At 33.2% G+C, this 15,595-nt stretch carries 12 protein-coding genes and 2 pseudogenes; 8 read left to right on the top strand and 6 right to left on the bottom strand.

Annotated features, from left to right (window positions below):
- Positions 1–19: 19 nt before the first annotated feature.
- Positions 20–199: pseudogene (locus ACSVDH_RS15440) on the top strand (conjugal transfer protein); the annotation flags it as partial.
- Positions 200–275: 76 nt separating this feature from the next.
- Here ACSVDH_RS15440 and ACSVDH_RS15435 read toward each other — a convergent pair.
- From ACSVDH_RS15435 to ACSVDH_RS15425, 3 genes are read right to left on the bottom strand one after another with little or no spacing between them, the layout of a single operon-like run.
- Complete coding sequence (locus ACSVDH_RS15435; protein ID WP_439251146.1) at positions 276–1,412, bottom strand: Ger(x)C family spore germination protein; 1,137 nt, start codon at positions 1,410–1,412, stop codon at positions 276–278.
- 15 nt (positions 1,413–1,427) lie between these two features.
- The gene (locus tag ACSVDH_RS15430; RefSeq protein WP_439251144.1) at positions 1,428–2,501 is read right to left on the bottom strand and encodes a GerAB/ArcD/ProY family transporter; all 1,074 of its coding nucleotides are present in this window, start codon (positions 2,499–2,501) and stop codon (positions 1,428–1,430) included.
- Positions 2,502–2,512: 11 nt separating this feature from the next.
- Positions 2,513–3,997, bottom strand: coding sequence for a spore germination protein (locus ACSVDH_RS15425; RefSeq protein ID WP_439251143.1), 1,485 nt, complete (start codon positions 3,995–3,997; stop codon positions 2,513–2,515).
- A gap of 648 nt (positions 3,998–4,645) precedes the next feature.
- Here ACSVDH_RS15425 and ACSVDH_RS15420 point away from each other — a divergent pair.
- The 6 genes from ACSVDH_RS15420 to ACSVDH_RS15395 all read left to right on the top strand — a co-directional run bounded on the left by ACSVDH_RS15420 (position 4,646) and on the right by ACSVDH_RS15395 (position 9,213).
- Positions 4,646–6,133: a phospholipase D-like domain-containing protein gene (locus ACSVDH_RS15420; protein WP_439251142.1), complete on the top strand. Its 1,488-nt coding sequence runs from the start codon at positions 4,646–4,648 to the stop codon at positions 6,131–6,133.
- A 338-nt stretch (positions 6,134–6,471) separates the two neighbouring features.
- A complete protein-coding gene (locus tag ACSVDH_RS15415) occupies positions 6,472–6,648 on the top strand; it encodes a CBO0543 family protein (protein WP_439251542.1) in 177 nt (58 codons plus the stop codon).
- A 236-nt stretch (positions 6,649–6,884) separates the two neighbouring features.
- Positions 6,885–7,568 (top strand): DUF421 domain-containing protein, encoded by a 684-nt coding sequence (locus ACSVDH_RS15410; RefSeq protein WP_439251141.1) that lies wholly within the window; start codon positions 6,885–6,887, stop codon positions 7,566–7,568.
- A gap of 195 nt (positions 7,569–7,763) precedes the next feature.
- Entirely contained in the window at positions 7,764–8,522 is a 759-nt protein-coding gene (fdhD, locus tag ACSVDH_RS15405; RefSeq protein WP_439251541.1) for a formate dehydrogenase accessory sulfurtransferase FdhD, read from the top strand.
- Positions 8,523–8,751: 229 nt separating this feature from the next.
- Entirely contained in the window at positions 8,752–8,976 is a 225-nt protein-coding gene (locus ACSVDH_RS15400; RefSeq protein WP_439251140.1) for a hypothetical protein, read from the top strand.
- A gap of 120 nt (positions 8,977–9,096) precedes the next feature.
- Positions 9,097–9,213, top strand: coding sequence for a Na-translocating system protein MpsC family protein (locus tag ACSVDH_RS15395; RefSeq protein ID WP_439251540.1), 117 nt, complete (start codon positions 9,097–9,099; stop codon positions 9,211–9,213).
- 158 nt (positions 9,214–9,371) lie between these two features.
- On the opposite strand, the gene ACSVDH_RS15390 is transcribed toward ACSVDH_RS15395, so the two are convergent.
- Together ACSVDH_RS15390 and ACSVDH_RS15385 are read right to left on the bottom strand one after the other, a co-directional pair.
- Positions 9,372–9,785 (bottom strand): SRPBCC family protein, encoded by a 414-nt coding sequence (locus ACSVDH_RS15390; RefSeq protein WP_439251139.1) that lies wholly within the window; start codon positions 9,783–9,785, stop codon positions 9,372–9,374.
- 243 nt (positions 9,786–10,028) lie between these two features.
- Positions 10,029–10,175 carry a BH0509 family protein gene (locus ACSVDH_RS15385; RefSeq protein WP_299095206.1) on the bottom strand — a complete coding sequence of 49 codons (147 nt, stop codon included), beginning with the start codon at positions 10,173–10,175 and terminating at the stop codon, positions 10,029–10,031.
- Positions 10,176–10,591: 416 nt separating this feature from the next.
- On the opposite strand from ACSVDH_RS15385, the gene ACSVDH_RS15380 reads away from it, so the two are divergent.
- A complete protein-coding gene (locus ACSVDH_RS15380) occupies positions 10,592–12,874 on the top strand; it encodes an ATP-dependent DNA helicase (protein ID WP_439251138.1) in 2,283 nt (760 codons plus the stop codon).
- Between the two features lie 212 nt (positions 12,875–13,086).
- Here ACSVDH_RS15380 and ACSVDH_RS15375 read toward each other — a convergent pair.
- A pseudogene (locus tag ACSVDH_RS15375) lies at positions 13,087–14,391 on the bottom strand (IS3 family transposase).
- Positions 14,392–15,595: the final 1,204 nt, after the last annotated feature.

Below are 15,595 nucleotides of genomic sequence, written 5' to 3'. Positions count from 1 at the left end.
GGACTTACACACTTTATTTGACAATCCCTCTTTGCCTTTTGCAATTGAGTTGATACCGGCGATCAACTATTTTATTTTTGTTAGGCTTTGTTTTGGTTTTTGGTATGGCGTGAGGATGGTATTTCCTCACGCTTTTGATAAAACGTTCATTAATGTGATATTTGGAACTCCATTGCTTTTGACAATCCTGGTTACAAGAAATATGAGTTCAAGTCCCAACCACCCTCAAACATACAGTTATAATATTTGAATCGTATTTTGTTTCAGAAACATGATTATTTATCATTTGTTCCAGTTCTTTTTATTTGAAAAGATACTTTTGTATTAATATTTATTTGAGGATATTTGTCATACCACTCTTCATCTGTAAGTTCGGAGTACATTCTTTTACTTTTCAAAACTCTCCCAAAACCTACAGGGTCTGCTTGCATTGTTTTTAATTTTTTCATTAAATTATCTAGTTCATTTTCCATGTAATTTGATATTTCTTTTTCTAAGAATTTTACATTTTTATTGTTTAAAGAAAGGTCTTCAGACATTTCATATATGATCATAGATCCTGAAAGATTTACGTTAAATTCATTTTTTTCTATCGAAGAGAATGTAACTTTACCATTTGCACCTATAGGTTGAACCATTATTTTTAAATAATCATCCTTCATTTCTTCAGTTGAAATATAATTTTTCTCTAAATGACTCTTAGGGATATTAATTTGTTGCAATCCGATTATGCGCTTAGGGTTATGGATCATTTTAAGATATATACTTTCGTCATTAGAAATTGACCCTACCATTTTATCCTTTTTGAACACTGCGACCTCTTTAATATAAGGGGAGGTTTTTGATCTAGCAGTCACTACAGGTAAAGTTGGATCAATTCCAACTTCATAATACAGGGACAAAAAATCATGTAAAGTACATTGTGTAAGTTTTTCTCGTTTTAAATGTTTTTCAATGAGGCGATACAAGTAAGTACCTATATCTGTAAGATCTTCTTGATTTTTGCTAGTAATTATAGACTCAGATGACGGTTTACTAATTATTAAATATAAAAGAGAACCGATATTGCTATCTCTTTGAAACGTATCTAGAAGAGACATAATCCCTTTTTCTCTTGCTAACTCTTCATTAAAAATGATAGAACGAAGTTGCCCAGAACTAATATCATGACTGGTCTTATTCTCGAGTGATTGGCGTATATTTTTACTAGAACCGTTTACAGTTGAAATAATTTGGCTAGAACTTTCCATATTCGGATCAAATTGTAGTAACGATATTGTTCCTTTAATTTGATTATTTTCAATTAAGTCAAAACCTATCGCTGTTGAAACTCCTTGCTTTTCTAATATTCTTTCAGGTAATACACAACTCGTAAGGATAAAGCAACTTAATATCAAGATAAGTAAACGCATGACATCATCCTTTTTCTAACCGTTCTTTTTTTTGAAAAAAGTTACAATATATAAAAATAATGGATAACAGAACCACAAGTAAAATCCTGTTAATGCGACTACATCAATAAAAGTATTATTTTCAACTCTTTCGGTAACAACAAAACTTAAAATCCATAGAATCACACTAATGATCCAGACAGCATATTTCTGTTTAATGCGAAAAACATCTTTTAGTCCTCTAGTAGCAATCCATAAGAAGAGAGAAAGATTTGGCAGAATAACTAATATCCAAAAGGATATAGCAATATATTCAAATCTTTCGACGAAAGGAAATTTAACAATGCTAAGCATTGTTAGAGAGGGCCAAATTGTTTTCTCAAGTTGAGCGGGACTAAAATAAATAACTGAAAGTAATGTTACCATACATACCAAACAAGTAGTGAATACGACTGCTAGTTGAGCAAAAAAATGGACTTTATTTTTCTCTTTTATAAAGGGGTAGATGAAAAAAAGCGTTTCGAACCCCAACATCGTATAGGTTGATCTAAAAACCCCTCTACTTAATTCTGTTAGATTAGAGTTAAAAACTGGGGAAATTCGAATCCATTGAACATGATCTAATGGTTGATATATTACAAACACAAGCCAAATAGTTAATAAAAATGTTAAAAAACATATACCTACAATAACTCTAAATCCTCCCATTACTGCATATACTGAAATAAAAATCAATATAAAAGAGCCTACCCATTCATATATACCTTCATATCCCCAGCTAAGAGCCATTTCGATATAGCTGTTCATAATAGAATAATAAGCAATAATGAAGTATATTGTTAGAACAAAGTTAAAGAGTTTCCCTATTTTTTCACCAAATACAGTACAATGAATTTGATATAAGTCTTTATTTTCAAAACGGGATAAAATTTGAAACATTACCCAAATCAATAAATTGATTATAATACCTGCGAATAAAACAACAATCCAAGCATCTTGTTTTGATTCTAAAAAGATAATTCTTGGTACACCTATAATACCAACACCAATTTGGGCGGTATGAATAATAAAAAAAACCATGTAAGCATTGATCAATGAAACCTTTTTCATCTGAACACTTCCTAAATGTCATCTAAATCTTCTTTATTACTTGTCTTCCAAGATAGCCGCTGCTTATCAATTGGTCTATTTGAAGTTGCTCTGTTTCTATAAAAGTGCTGTGGCAAACGAAAAAATGCATATTTTAAGTCTTCAATCCGAAGAGGATAGAGAGGGGAGAGAAACGGTCTCCCTAACGAAGTTAGTTTAAGTAAATGAATGAGTAATATACATACTCCAATCATTATTCCATTGAACCCCCATGCCCCTGCTAACAAAATCATTGGAAATCTAAGAATTCGTAAAGCTGTTCCCATTTCATAACTAGGGGATGCAAAAGAACCTAATGCACTTAAAGAGACGATAATAATTAAAATATTGCTAGTTAATCCTGCCTGTACGACAGCTTGGCCTAGTACTATTCCTCCCACAATCCCCATCGTTTGTCCAACTTTGGAAGGTAATCTAGCCCCTGCTTCTCGTAGTAGTTCAATCATAATTTCTAATATTAAAGTTTCAAGTAAAGGGGGAAAAGGAACTTTAGCTCGAGATTGACCTATATTGATGAGTAAAGAAGAAGGAATAAGTTCATAATGATATGTTACAGCAGCTACATAAAACGCTGAAAAAAAGATGGAAGAAATCATTGCAAATATACGTAATAGTCTTAAAGCTGAACTTAAGAACCAACGTAAATATATATCTTCTGTCGATTCAAAAAAACTAAAAAATGTTGATGGACAAATAATAGAAATTGGGCTTCTATCTACCAAAATCCCAATCCTACCTTTTGTTATGGAATACACAAATCGATCTGGAAGTTCGGTCATTACATATTGTGGAAAAAAAGAATAAGAATTATCATCCATAATTTGAGCTAATACAGAACTATCCATGATATCATCTATTTCTATTTCATTTAGACGTTGTCTAATGGTTTCGACATCTTCCGAATTAGCAATATCTCTAATATAGACGATTCTCACTTTCTGTTTCACGCGATTCCCCACAACAACCTCTTCTGTACATAAGTTATGATCGTTAATATTGCGTCTAACAATTTTGATATTGGTGGACAGTGATTCAGTAAAGGATAATTTTGGACCATATACTAACGATTCTGTTTCAGCTTTTTCTAATGCCCGTTCTGTTGTCTCTGCAATATTAACAAGAATTCCCTTTTGCTCAGAAGAAAAAAAGAGATATGCATATCCTTTGATTAATAAAGAAGTAACTTCATTTATCTCTTTTGCTACCTTTACTTCCCCAATCGGTATATTCTCTCTAATATATTGAAAATGAATTTGTTGACTAGGCAATTGAGTTAAATACTCAATTATATGAGTATTTAAATATTCTGTTTCAACTAAATTATTTAGAAAAATAATTTGAAGTATATTATCTTTCGAATTCAACTCTCTCAATTTTAAGTCCGGAGAATTGTTTAGTTTTTTAACAATTTCTTCATAATTGAAAATAGTATGATCACTACTATCAAATTTTTTCACTAATAACACTCCATGTTAGTAATTATTATTTTCTTATAATATTATGCCCTAATTTTACAAAAAGATTGATTTGTTCTTTAATTTTGTAAATAATTTTACCAAAAATGACATCATCCCTCCTAAAAATTGTGCAAGAAGAAATTATTTACTATCTAGGATATTTATGAGAATAATTGCATGTTAATTTCTTAGAGGTAATAATAGTAAATCTCGCAATTGCTTTTTTTTGATTAGCGTTACATTCCTTTGAGAGAATATTTTAATTTTTGTCATACTTGGATTGATTAAACATATTTTTGTTTGGACGGAAAGGGAATTGCAGGTTTTACAAACTTAGATTTCATTATATACAGTATCTTACTAGTAGTTGCGGTGTTTCTTTAAGTTCAAATTTTGATGAATAGGTTTATTGGATGGCACGCCTAATTGCTTCCTGCATACTGAAAGTTTCTGCTTACTCCTCCTCTTCATGAGGAACAAGCCAGTCACGTGCATAAATTTGAAAGTCCATTAAAATTTTCCCAACTTATAATCGTTCACCCCAAAGGTTAGCCTGTAATGTATATCTAAACATTTCCTTCGTATTCCAAACGTATACTCCCTACACAGTTTGTACATGTTAAGAGAAAAATAAGGGAGGGATTTCAGTTGGAGTGGATTTTTGGTCTATATCTATTTAATGCACTATTTATGTTATTCATAGCAATTTGGGAAGTACGTAGGCCTGCCAAGGCATTGAATTGGATAATAATCGTCTTTCTATTGCCAGTCATTGGTTTATTGCTTTATCTTAGCATATCAAACCCTAAGTTTATTCATCGAAAAAGATTGACCTCTTCTAAAAATGCATCTAACAAATTACCTAAGACATTCGGTGATTCAGCATCGGTAATTGCCGATGCTTTACGGAATTTAACTGTGAATGGGCTTCGAATGGGCCAAGTCCAAGTGTTTAACAATGGAATAGCAAAATATGAACAACTCCTTGAATCCCTGAAAAAAGCCCAAAAAACCATTGATCTGGAATATTACATCTATCGGAATGACCAAATAGGTAATCGTATCACAGAACTGCTAATCAAAAAAGCATTAAATGGAGTGCAGGTTCGTTTTATGAGAGATGGCTTGGGGAGTTATAAATTCCCACGTAAAAAAATCCGACAGATGGTTGAAGCAGGGATAGAATGCAGGACAATATTTCCTTTACGGTTTCCCTGGATCTTGTCGTATTGGAATTATCGAGATCATTGTAGAATTGTCACAATCGACGGAAAAATAGCTTTTACTGGATGCATGAACGTAGGATATGAATATACAGGATTGAAGCCTGACGTTGGCTTCTGGCGGGATACCCATTTGCAAATCATAGGAGATGCATTGGTCGATTTGCAGACTGTTTTTGAGGTTCATTGGAATATGGCTGTGCCGGAAAGGATAAAATCAAAAACAAATCGGAAAACAAAGTCTGATGTAATCAATCCAATCGGCAGAGAAGATCATGTCAGGTGGTCAGCCGAATTGGGATCAGAGTTGAGCACCCTAGATTATAATGAGATAAACATATCGCCAAAAACAAGGACATTTCAAAAAGCGTATATCCATACGTTGGAAGGAAACCCTGGAATTCCCACCCCAGTTATACGTCAAACTTACTTTATATGTATAACACAGGCGACTAAGACTATTGATATAACAACACCCTATTTTGTACCAGAAACAGATATTATCATGGCATTAAAGACAGCAGTAGCACGTGGTGTGCGCATAAGATTGCTTGTTCCTCTCCACAATAATCAAAAAATCGTTGACATTGCAAGCCGCACTTATTATGGAGAACTTATAGAGGCTGGAGTCGAAATCTACCAGTACGACAAAGGAATGATACATGCGAAGGTGTTGATCATCGATGAGGAAATTGCAGAAGTAGGCTCAGCAAACTATGATATGAGAAGTTTTCGCCTGAATTATGAGGTGTGTCAAGTCTTGTACAGTGCTGATGTGGCGAGGGAACTCACAGAGCAGTTCGAACGGGATCTTACTGATTCTGTACAATTAAGAATTGAAGACTTGCTGCAACGATCCCTGACCGATCGCATTGTTGAACAGGGTGCTCGCCTGCTTTCTCCATTATTATAAGTTGAATTTTTATTGTTCTATCTTAAATCTAGATTTTAAAAATTTTGTTGCTTTAAAATGTTTTTGATTTATTGAAAAAATCGAAAACCCGTGCTAGAAGTACTTCTAACACGGGTTTTTTCTTATTTACAATAGAAATTCATTACTAAAAAAGGTAATACTAAAAAGGTAGCTTAAAAAGTATGAATTCAAAAATATCTGTTACCTTTTAATTTAAATATAGGGGTGATATCAATAGATAATATATTTGGAAATTTTAATGAAATACGTTTTTTAGAAGATAAACTGTACCTTTTAGAATTAAATAGTTGGCTAAAGAATGAGTTTTTAATTTGGGAATGGTGGATATTAGTCGTTTTGGAACCATAATTATGATAACAACAACCTTATTAGATGTAGTTGGCTTACAATATAGGTTTTGGGATTATCCCATTGCATTCCTTCCTATTATTCCTAGGGCCTTTCCTTTTGATTTTTCAATGGTACCTGTAGCTTACATGTTGTTATATCAATAGAACATGGAAATTTTTTATAATCGCCCAAATCATTATGGCACTAACATACGCCTTTATTGGTGAACCTTTTTGCGAGTGGATCAAACTTGTTTATTATTTTGAGTGGGATACAGTTATTCATTCATATACTACATCATCGTTGGAATTGTAACTCGAGGTTTAATACTAAAACTACTTTCTTTATCTAAACTTAAAGATCTTACAACTAATTAAAATTTTATTTGGAGGAAAAAACTTTGGAAGAAGTTAATATTGGTTTACTGACGATCAAAGTTATCGTAGGTTTTGTTACCTTATTTTTTATCATTATCATAACAGGCAGAACATCCATCTATCAGTTAACTCCGTTTCACTTAGTTTTTGTTTTAGTACTTGGTGATTTTTTAGGAAATACCATTTATGAAGATAGGGTAAGGATTTTTCATTTTTTATATGCTATCGGATTGTGGACGGTTCTTATGTTGGGAATAGAGTTTATAACTCTAAAAAATAAATCAACACGTTCTCTCTTATTAGGCGATCCTAACATCATCATTCGGGATGGTGTCATGGATCGAAAGTTACTTAAAAAGAACAAATTGGATGTAAATCAAGTTTTGAGTATACTTCGACAAAATAATGTTTTTTCAGTTCGTGAAGTCAAATACGGTATATTGGAAGCTAATGGGCAAATAAGTATATTATTAAAATCCAAGTATCAAAAACCAGAAAAGCAAGATCTTAATCTTCCAGAAAGTCCAGTAGACCTCCCAACATCGTTAATTATAGATGGGGAAATTTTATCGGATAATTTACAAGAACTCGGATTTGATCAACAGTGGTTAGATAACAAATTAACTATCAATGGATATAATAATGTAAAGAGTATACTCTACGCAGATTGGCGAGAGAGTGAAGGCATACATATAAGTCCTAAATAAAATTTGTTAGGATAAGAGCACATCAATTTTCTTGGTGAATATAAACTTTAGTCTTCAACAATCAGGCGCTTTAATGAAGTAACTAAAGCCTAATTTTTCACTTATAACACCGAGAAATTAGACTTTTTATATTTTGATTTCCTTAACGTTGTAAATCCGCATTTTCCTGACGCTACCCCTAGATGTACAAATGGGATTATTGAAATAACAGAAGATAATATTGTGACAGAGTTTCCCGTTACAGTAAAAATAAATGGACAAGAATTTGTGACAATGGTCTGTACACCGAAGCATATTAAAGATATGGTTATAGGTTATTTAGCATCTGAAGGGATAATAAGGTGTTATGAAGATGTAAAAGAGATATGGGTTCGAGAAAAAGAAGGTTATGCATATGTAGAAACAGATAAACTAAACCCCTATTTTCTAAATTTCCAAAACAAACGCTATATCACGTCATGTTGTGGAATGAGCAGACAAGGCTTTGTCTTTGTTAACGATGCATTTACCGCAAAAAAAATGAGTGAAATTCGAGTGACTCTTTCTCTAGATCAGTGCTTTCGTCTAATGAAAGATCTGCAAAATTTCGCCACAACTTTTCAGGAAACAGGAGGAGTTCATAACGCAGCACTTTGTGATAGCAATGGATTAATTTTAAGTCGGATGGATATAGGGCGGCATAATGCCTTGGATAAAATATACGGATATTGCTTAAGAAATAACATTACGATAGGAGATAAAATAATTGTTTTTAGCGGCCGCATCTCTTCAGAAATTTTATTAAAAGTAGCAAAAATCGGATGTGAGGTCATTCTTTCAAAATCAGCTCCAACGGAATTGGCGCTACAGCTGGCAGAAGAACTCAGGATCACAACAGTAGGTTTTCTCCGTAATCAATCTTTAAATATTTATACTATTCCAGAAAGAATTAAAATAAGTAATCTGGAAAAATAGTTCCTCCTTTGAGTTAAACTCTCATTGTGAACTGCTCAAGTGACATTAAATTTTGAGGCTTGGTATAATAAAAGGGGAAAAACCATAAAGATACCTGACAAACTTTCCTTGTGTTTTAGTGTGCCATTGATTTTATTGCTTCTTAAGCTCCTCTATAATTTTAAAATTGAGACTAAACAAACACTATAAATCAAAATAGGCATAAAATGGATCGCAAGGAGTGATAAATATGCCGTGGCAGCAAAAAATTATGTATTTAATTGGTCAACCAACAGGCATCTCATTAATTAATGGTCAAGGGACTTCTGGAGTTTTATGTGGTACATCTGCTGGAAAACTTCTTGTCATTGAGTATTTATATCAGACGCAATTTGCTTTAAAGCAATACGATTTTAATATGATTCAGGATGTAAATGGATTTCCACCTTGTCGGAGCCAACAACCACTCTATTAATTCAAGCGGTTTTGATAAACCTAGCCCTGAATTAAATGTTTAGGTGATGGTTCATAAAGCACGGACCGAATTAGTGAAAATATCTATAAAGATCCTTCCTTGAAGAATAAACTTAAGGAAATGATGGATGCAAAAATTGTGAGTATCTTTACAGATATCAATATTGAAATTGATACTGCGATGACAGTTTTTGTTTTTGACAAACCTATTATGGTAGTTAGTGATAGTAAAAATTAAATACATGAAGCCAATCTTTTATGATCTTGTAAGTCTAGTTAGATAAAATAAAAATAAAAAATGGCGGTATCTGAGGTGATTAAATATTCATACCCACAGATACGCCACTCATTTATTTGATTTTGGAGACTTCTAAAAATGATAAGTCGAGCAGTTTTTTATTTGTTTGTTTGCTCTGCGTATTTTTTGAAATTATTTAAAATCGCCTGCCATCCTTGTTGTTGAAACTCAATCGGGTGTTCAGTTTCAGCATCAAACGTTTCAATGACTTCGGTTTTGTTTTCTTGACCTTTAAAACTGATTTTAACTTTTCTTCCATCATCCATGGTATAAGCAATAACCTCATGTAATTTTACTTCATCATAAATTCCGCCAAAATCGAAACCAACACTGCCATCTTTGGCTTCCATTCTTGAAACGAATTTCCCGCCTTCTCTTAGATCATTCTCAGCAAATGGTGTATGCCAATCATCTGATGCATTGTTCCATTTTGTAATATGATCTGGATCTGTCCAATACCTCCACACCTTTTCTACTGGTGCTTGAACTGTTGTTCCTACTGTTACTTGCATTTCATTTACCTCCTTAATTAATACCAATATTTTTTAGCGATTTTCCATTCTAGATGTCTGATTTTATTATAAATGGTATTGGAAATTTATACTATTCCAAAATAAATGAGATTTTGATTCCAGGAGGGGATTTATGTTCAATACGATCATTTTTATCTGCTAGCATTGTGAAGAAATGTACTAAAAAAGCCTTTGTACTAGGTACAAAAGCTTTGCATTATATATTATATTATTTTTTTAGTTTTACATATAATCGTAAACAGAATCTACAAAATAGAGCCAGTGATAATATTCAATTTGGGAATCTGACATTTCTGCGATTTCTTTTTCATTGAATTTTTGTTTGGCTAATAAAGCCTTCATTTTGGATTCTCTCACTAATTGGCTCATGTTATTTCCTCCTTCATATTCAGAAGCAACTTATATTGTCATGTTGTAAGCGTTTTATGTAACTTCTTGAAATGATTATATATCTCAAATTGATATTAAACAAATATCAATTTGAGATGATTTTTCAAGAAATAATATAGGATTGTTATTTAAGGCTAGATGCAGGAAAATTGTTTAGAAAAACGTTAAATAATATTGACCTTTTTGTAAAACTATTACTAAATTGTGCTAACAAGAAAATCCAGAGCTTAAGAAAAGTTTTTCTATTTTTTTGTCTGAGGATGCTTTTAAAGAGCAATCGTCAGACCCCAATTTTTAATAATCTATCATTTTGCTAATAAGTCAACTTTATCTTTGTCAATTTCTGTATTACCATGTACGATAGAACTAATCGATTTTAACTATTAGGTGATGACATGCTGCCCGAAATAAAGCTCTCTGTACGTACATTAGTTGAATATGTGTTTCGAAGTGGAAGTATTGATAATCGTTTTCGAACTTCTACCACCCTTACCGAGGGGACAAAAGCCCATAAGGCCATACAAAGTACCTATCAAGAAACAGATCAAAAAGAAGTTTTTTTAAAAACGGAAATTGAATATGAAAAGATGAAGTTCTTGATTGAAGGTCGATGTGATGGGCTGCTTTTTCGAGATGATGAAATCCTAATTGATGAAATTAAGTCAACCTCAAAAGACTTGAGCGGAATCGAGGAGGAGACATACCCTGTACACTGGGCGCAGGCGAAAGTGTATGCCTATATGTATGCAAAAGATCATGAACAGAAAGAAATGAGTGTTCAATTAACATACATACATGCTGTGACAGAAGAACAAAAGACTTTTCAAAAACATTTTACGTTTCAAAAGCTCGAACAGTTTGTCAACGAGCTAGTGAAGCAATATGTTCCTTATGCCTCTCTTATGCAAACCCATCGAATAAGAAGAGATGATAGCATTAAAAACCTACCATTTCCTTTTGATACATATCGGGAGGGGCAACGTAAGCTCGCAGGTGCCATTTATAAAACGATCTCAGAGGAAAAAAATATTTTTGCAAATGCACCTACCGGGATTGGAAAAACTATTTCTACAATCTTCCCAACCGTGAAGGCGATTGGAGAAGGGAAGCTCGAACGAATGTTTTATTTAACGGCAAAAACTATCACAAGACAAACCGCCGAAGAAGCTTTTTCACAACTGAAAAATAAAGGGTTGTGTATGAGCGCAGTTACCATTACAGCAAAGGATAAAGTATGTTTTAAAGAAGAAACTCTTTGTCAGAAGGAGTATTGCGAGTTTGCGAATGGCTATTACGATCGAATCAATGAAGCTGTTTTAGATATTTTCTCTCATGAAACCTTTATTAATCGGCAGACCATTGAGGAATATGCGAGAAAGAATACGTTTTGTCCATTTGAATTTTCCTTAGACTTAGCCTTTGTGGCAGATGCGATTATTTGTGATTACAACTATATTTTTGACCCAAAAGTGTCATTAAAGCGTTTTTTTGATGAACATAAAAGACAGTCTGCCTTATTAATCGATGAAGCTCATAATCTCGTTGACCGAGCTCGAGAGATGTTTTCAGCTGATCTACAAAAGTCAAATTTTCTTACTTTAAAACGTGAATATAATGGGACCGAATTGTATGATTCTGTTCATAAACTAAATAAATATTTCATTGATATAAAGAAAAAGTGCTCCGAAAAAGGGTATCTTGTGTGGAAGGAAATAGATACCGATCTCATCAACATGCTTGAAGAATTTGTAAGTAACGCTGAGGTCGAATTATTGCAGCCAACAAAATCAGTCGACCAAACCCTGTTATTAGATGCCTATTTTGCCGCTACAGGATTTGTTCGAATCTCAAAGCTTTATGATGAACGGTATGTGACCTATGTGGAAATGGAGAAAAATGAGGTTCATCTCAAAATGTTTTGTTTGGATCCTTCTCATCTTTTGCAGCAAATCCAGAAAAAGTTTCGAACAACTGTCTATTTTTCTGCTACACTATTACCGCTTCCATATTTTTTGGATATGCTGGGAGGTACGTCAGAGGATTATACCATTGCGATTCCTTCACCTTTTGCAAAAGAACAAACAGAGGTCTTCCTTAAACCCTTATCGACCAGGTACCATGACAGAGAACATACGAAAAAGCAGATTATTGAGATGCTCTCAAAGCTTTTGCGAGAACGAAGCGGAAACTATCTGATTTTCCTTCCTTCCTATCACTATATGAAACGTGTATATGAAAACTTTACCGAAAGCAATCCTGAAATCTGCACCATTATTCAAACGAACAGGTTAGACGAGAAGGAACGGGAGCAATTTTTACATGAGTTTAAAGAAGATAGTACGGAAACATTGATTGGCTTCGCGGTATTAGGCGGTATTTTCTCTGAAGGGGTTGACTTAAAAGGGAATAGGCTGAATGGTGTCATTGTTGTCGGAGTTGGTTTACCGAAACTTTGTCTAGAACGAAATATTATCAAAGATTATTTTCAATCAACAGGAAAAAACGGCTATGATTACGCCTATACCTTCCCTGGTATGAACAAGGTGCTGCAGGCAGGAGGGCGTTTAATCAGGTCTGAGACAGATACAGGAGTGATTGTATTAGTTGATGATCGTTATCTTACTAAGAAGTATCAAGGACTTTTACCAGGGGAATGGCGTGAATTTACCACGATCTAAAGAGCCTAAATTTAAAAATTATCGTTTCGACCCCAAGCACCAGTATCATTATAACTAATATGAGCAAGATCTCAACAAGCATATTGATATCTTGTTCATTTTTCAAGATCAAAACAATTAAAGATCGATATAGAATGTTGATTCATCATATCAAGCAAAAAAGCTCCTGTACTATAAAGTGTACCCTTTGTAAAGGACATTTTTAAAAAAGCCTAGGCAGTTTTAAGAAGATGATCTCTGTATTGAACAGGGGTCATCTTATTTAAATTCCATTGTTATCTATAGTATTTCGAGTTTTAATTCATCCAAGGTTGTACAAGGTTTTATGTATGCCTCATCCTTAAAATGACCAAAAAATGATTCTTGAGGGGCATTATCCCAACAGTTTCCTCTTCTTGACATGGATTGGCGTAATCCTAATTTTTCAACTAACCTTTGGAAGTCAGGGTGAGCATAGTGAACCCCTTGATCCGAGTGTATTAAGGCATCTTTAGCTTTCTTAAAGTTTCTATTTTTCATTAACTTTAAAAGGGTGTCTGTAGCCAAGGCAATCGTCAATCGATCTGAAACATTATAAGCTATGATTTCATTGGTAGAAGCATCCTTAATCGTTGATAAATAAGCCTTTTGACCTTTTCCATAAAATAAATAAGTAATATCTGTAAGAAGGACTTTTCCAGGTACATTCTGCTTAAATTGTCGATTTAATAAGTTAGGAAAAACACGGTGTTCGTGTGTTGCTTTCATCATTCGTCTATAAGGGTTTGCCTTTCTAATAGGGCAAATAATACCGTACTTCTTCATGATTCGTCGGATACGCTTTAAATTGTGGACAACATTAAATTGACCCGCCAAGGTCATTTTAATTTGGCGTGCCCCTTTCTTACGATTCTTATATTTGAATGCTTTTAAGATTATCTCCTTCACTTCTTCTTCCTTTTTATCTCTTTGCCTTCTTTGTTCTTGAGACTTCTCTGAGAAGTAATTATAATAACCACTTCGTGAAATACCAGCCAGTTCACACAGGTAGCTAACCATATTTTTTAGTTGATATTTTTTAATCACTGAACGAATAAGAATGTACTTTTGGCAAGGGGGAAGTACTACTTCTTCATCCCCCTTTCTGCAAAACGAATCTTTTTTAATAGTTCATTTTCAGCCTTTAGTAAATTGATTTGTGCTTCTAATCGAGCATTCTTCTCTTCTAATGTAAGTTCTTTTTCTCTAGGTCTACCTAAGTTTTCACTTCTAGTATCACGTAACACGGAAACTCCACTTTCTCGATAGGCAGCCCTCCACCTTTTGCCCGATGATTGAACACGTTTCATCCCAATAATATCTATGTCAAATCCACATTCCTCAAATATATCCCTAGGTAACTTTCCCTTTTCATTTTCATCAATGAAAATACGTTTAAATTCATCAGTATAAGTAATTCCTTTAGAACTAACAGATTTAACGTATTTATTAGCTGACAATTGTATGATCTCTTTATCTGTAAAAGTCTTTTTACTCATTATTTTCTCCAGTCCCCTATTGCTTCTCTTTAGTTGTATTTTAATTATACAAAAAAGTACCCTATAGGTAGACTTTTTCTACGTGTCTACTCTATAGGGTACATTTTAAAAATGAGGTAGACTTTTATTTTTTAGCATTATATTTCTATACATTTCCTGTTAAGATAATGTCGATTAACCTCATGTAGAGGGGAATATTATATATAAAATAAGTTAACAAAAACTTCTTAGTCGCAATCAAAAAAGCTTTGGATTCTATTAAATCCAAAGCTTTTTTATTCACCATAATATATGTTGTATTCGGATAAATATAGATACCCTTTAAGGAAATAAATAGGAAGACTAATCATCTTTTACGATACGATTTGTCCAAACCATACTCCTACACTATATGAAAAATGTATATGAAGACTTTACCGCAAGCGATTCAGAAATTCGCACCATCATTCAAATCAAACAAGGGTTGTTGATGGCAATTAACATGTACCATACATTCTGATGAAACAAAATTAGTAAATAAATATCTTTTGTACAATTTTTAATTTTTATATGAAAAGGTGTTTTGCTAATTCTTTAGTTAATATAGGACAGCAGGATTCCATCTATAAGACAAATATTAGTTTTTTATAGCGGTTTATTAACGGAAGATAACAGTCTATTTACAAATAAGTGAATGTCCGAAGGTTCGACATATTTTTAAGAATCACTTGTTATAATGACATTGATTTAGAAGGAAAGGAGCTGACAACCGCTAAACACAAGGAATTGAAAACGCTTTAATTACTGCAGGGTTCACTTATTGCCCAGTGTTTTATGGATCAGCATTTAGAAACAAGCATTCTAGCCGCTTTATGAACAGGTATTTTGGATTCATTTAAAATCCAAATTTAAAGATACGAGGAGGAATCATGATGGAGATTTTCCTTTCTATTGGTACATATTTATCGGGTACTCATGCTGTAGGCTGGCTGATCACAATCGTTTTTAATCTGTTTATTGAATAGTTTCAATAGTCGCCAATAAGGTTAGGATGAAAGATGATAACGCAATGGAAAAGGAATTTCATTGGAGGAAGTTTTTCGTGATCCCAGAGAGTTAACAAACAGAGAATCTAGAAAGAGAGGAAAGTTAGAATCTGTTTTTAAACTTGATACATACAGCAAGATTATACATGAAACAGCTAATATATTTTGAGATGGGTTCG

The sequence above is a fragment of the Metabacillus sp. Hm71 genome (assembly GCF_051842955.2).
Lineage (GTDB): Bacteria > Bacillota > Bacilli > Bacillales > Bacillaceae > Metabacillus.
Note: the sequence above shows the minus strand (reverse complement) of the source record. Positions and strands in the feature narration are given on the sequence as shown.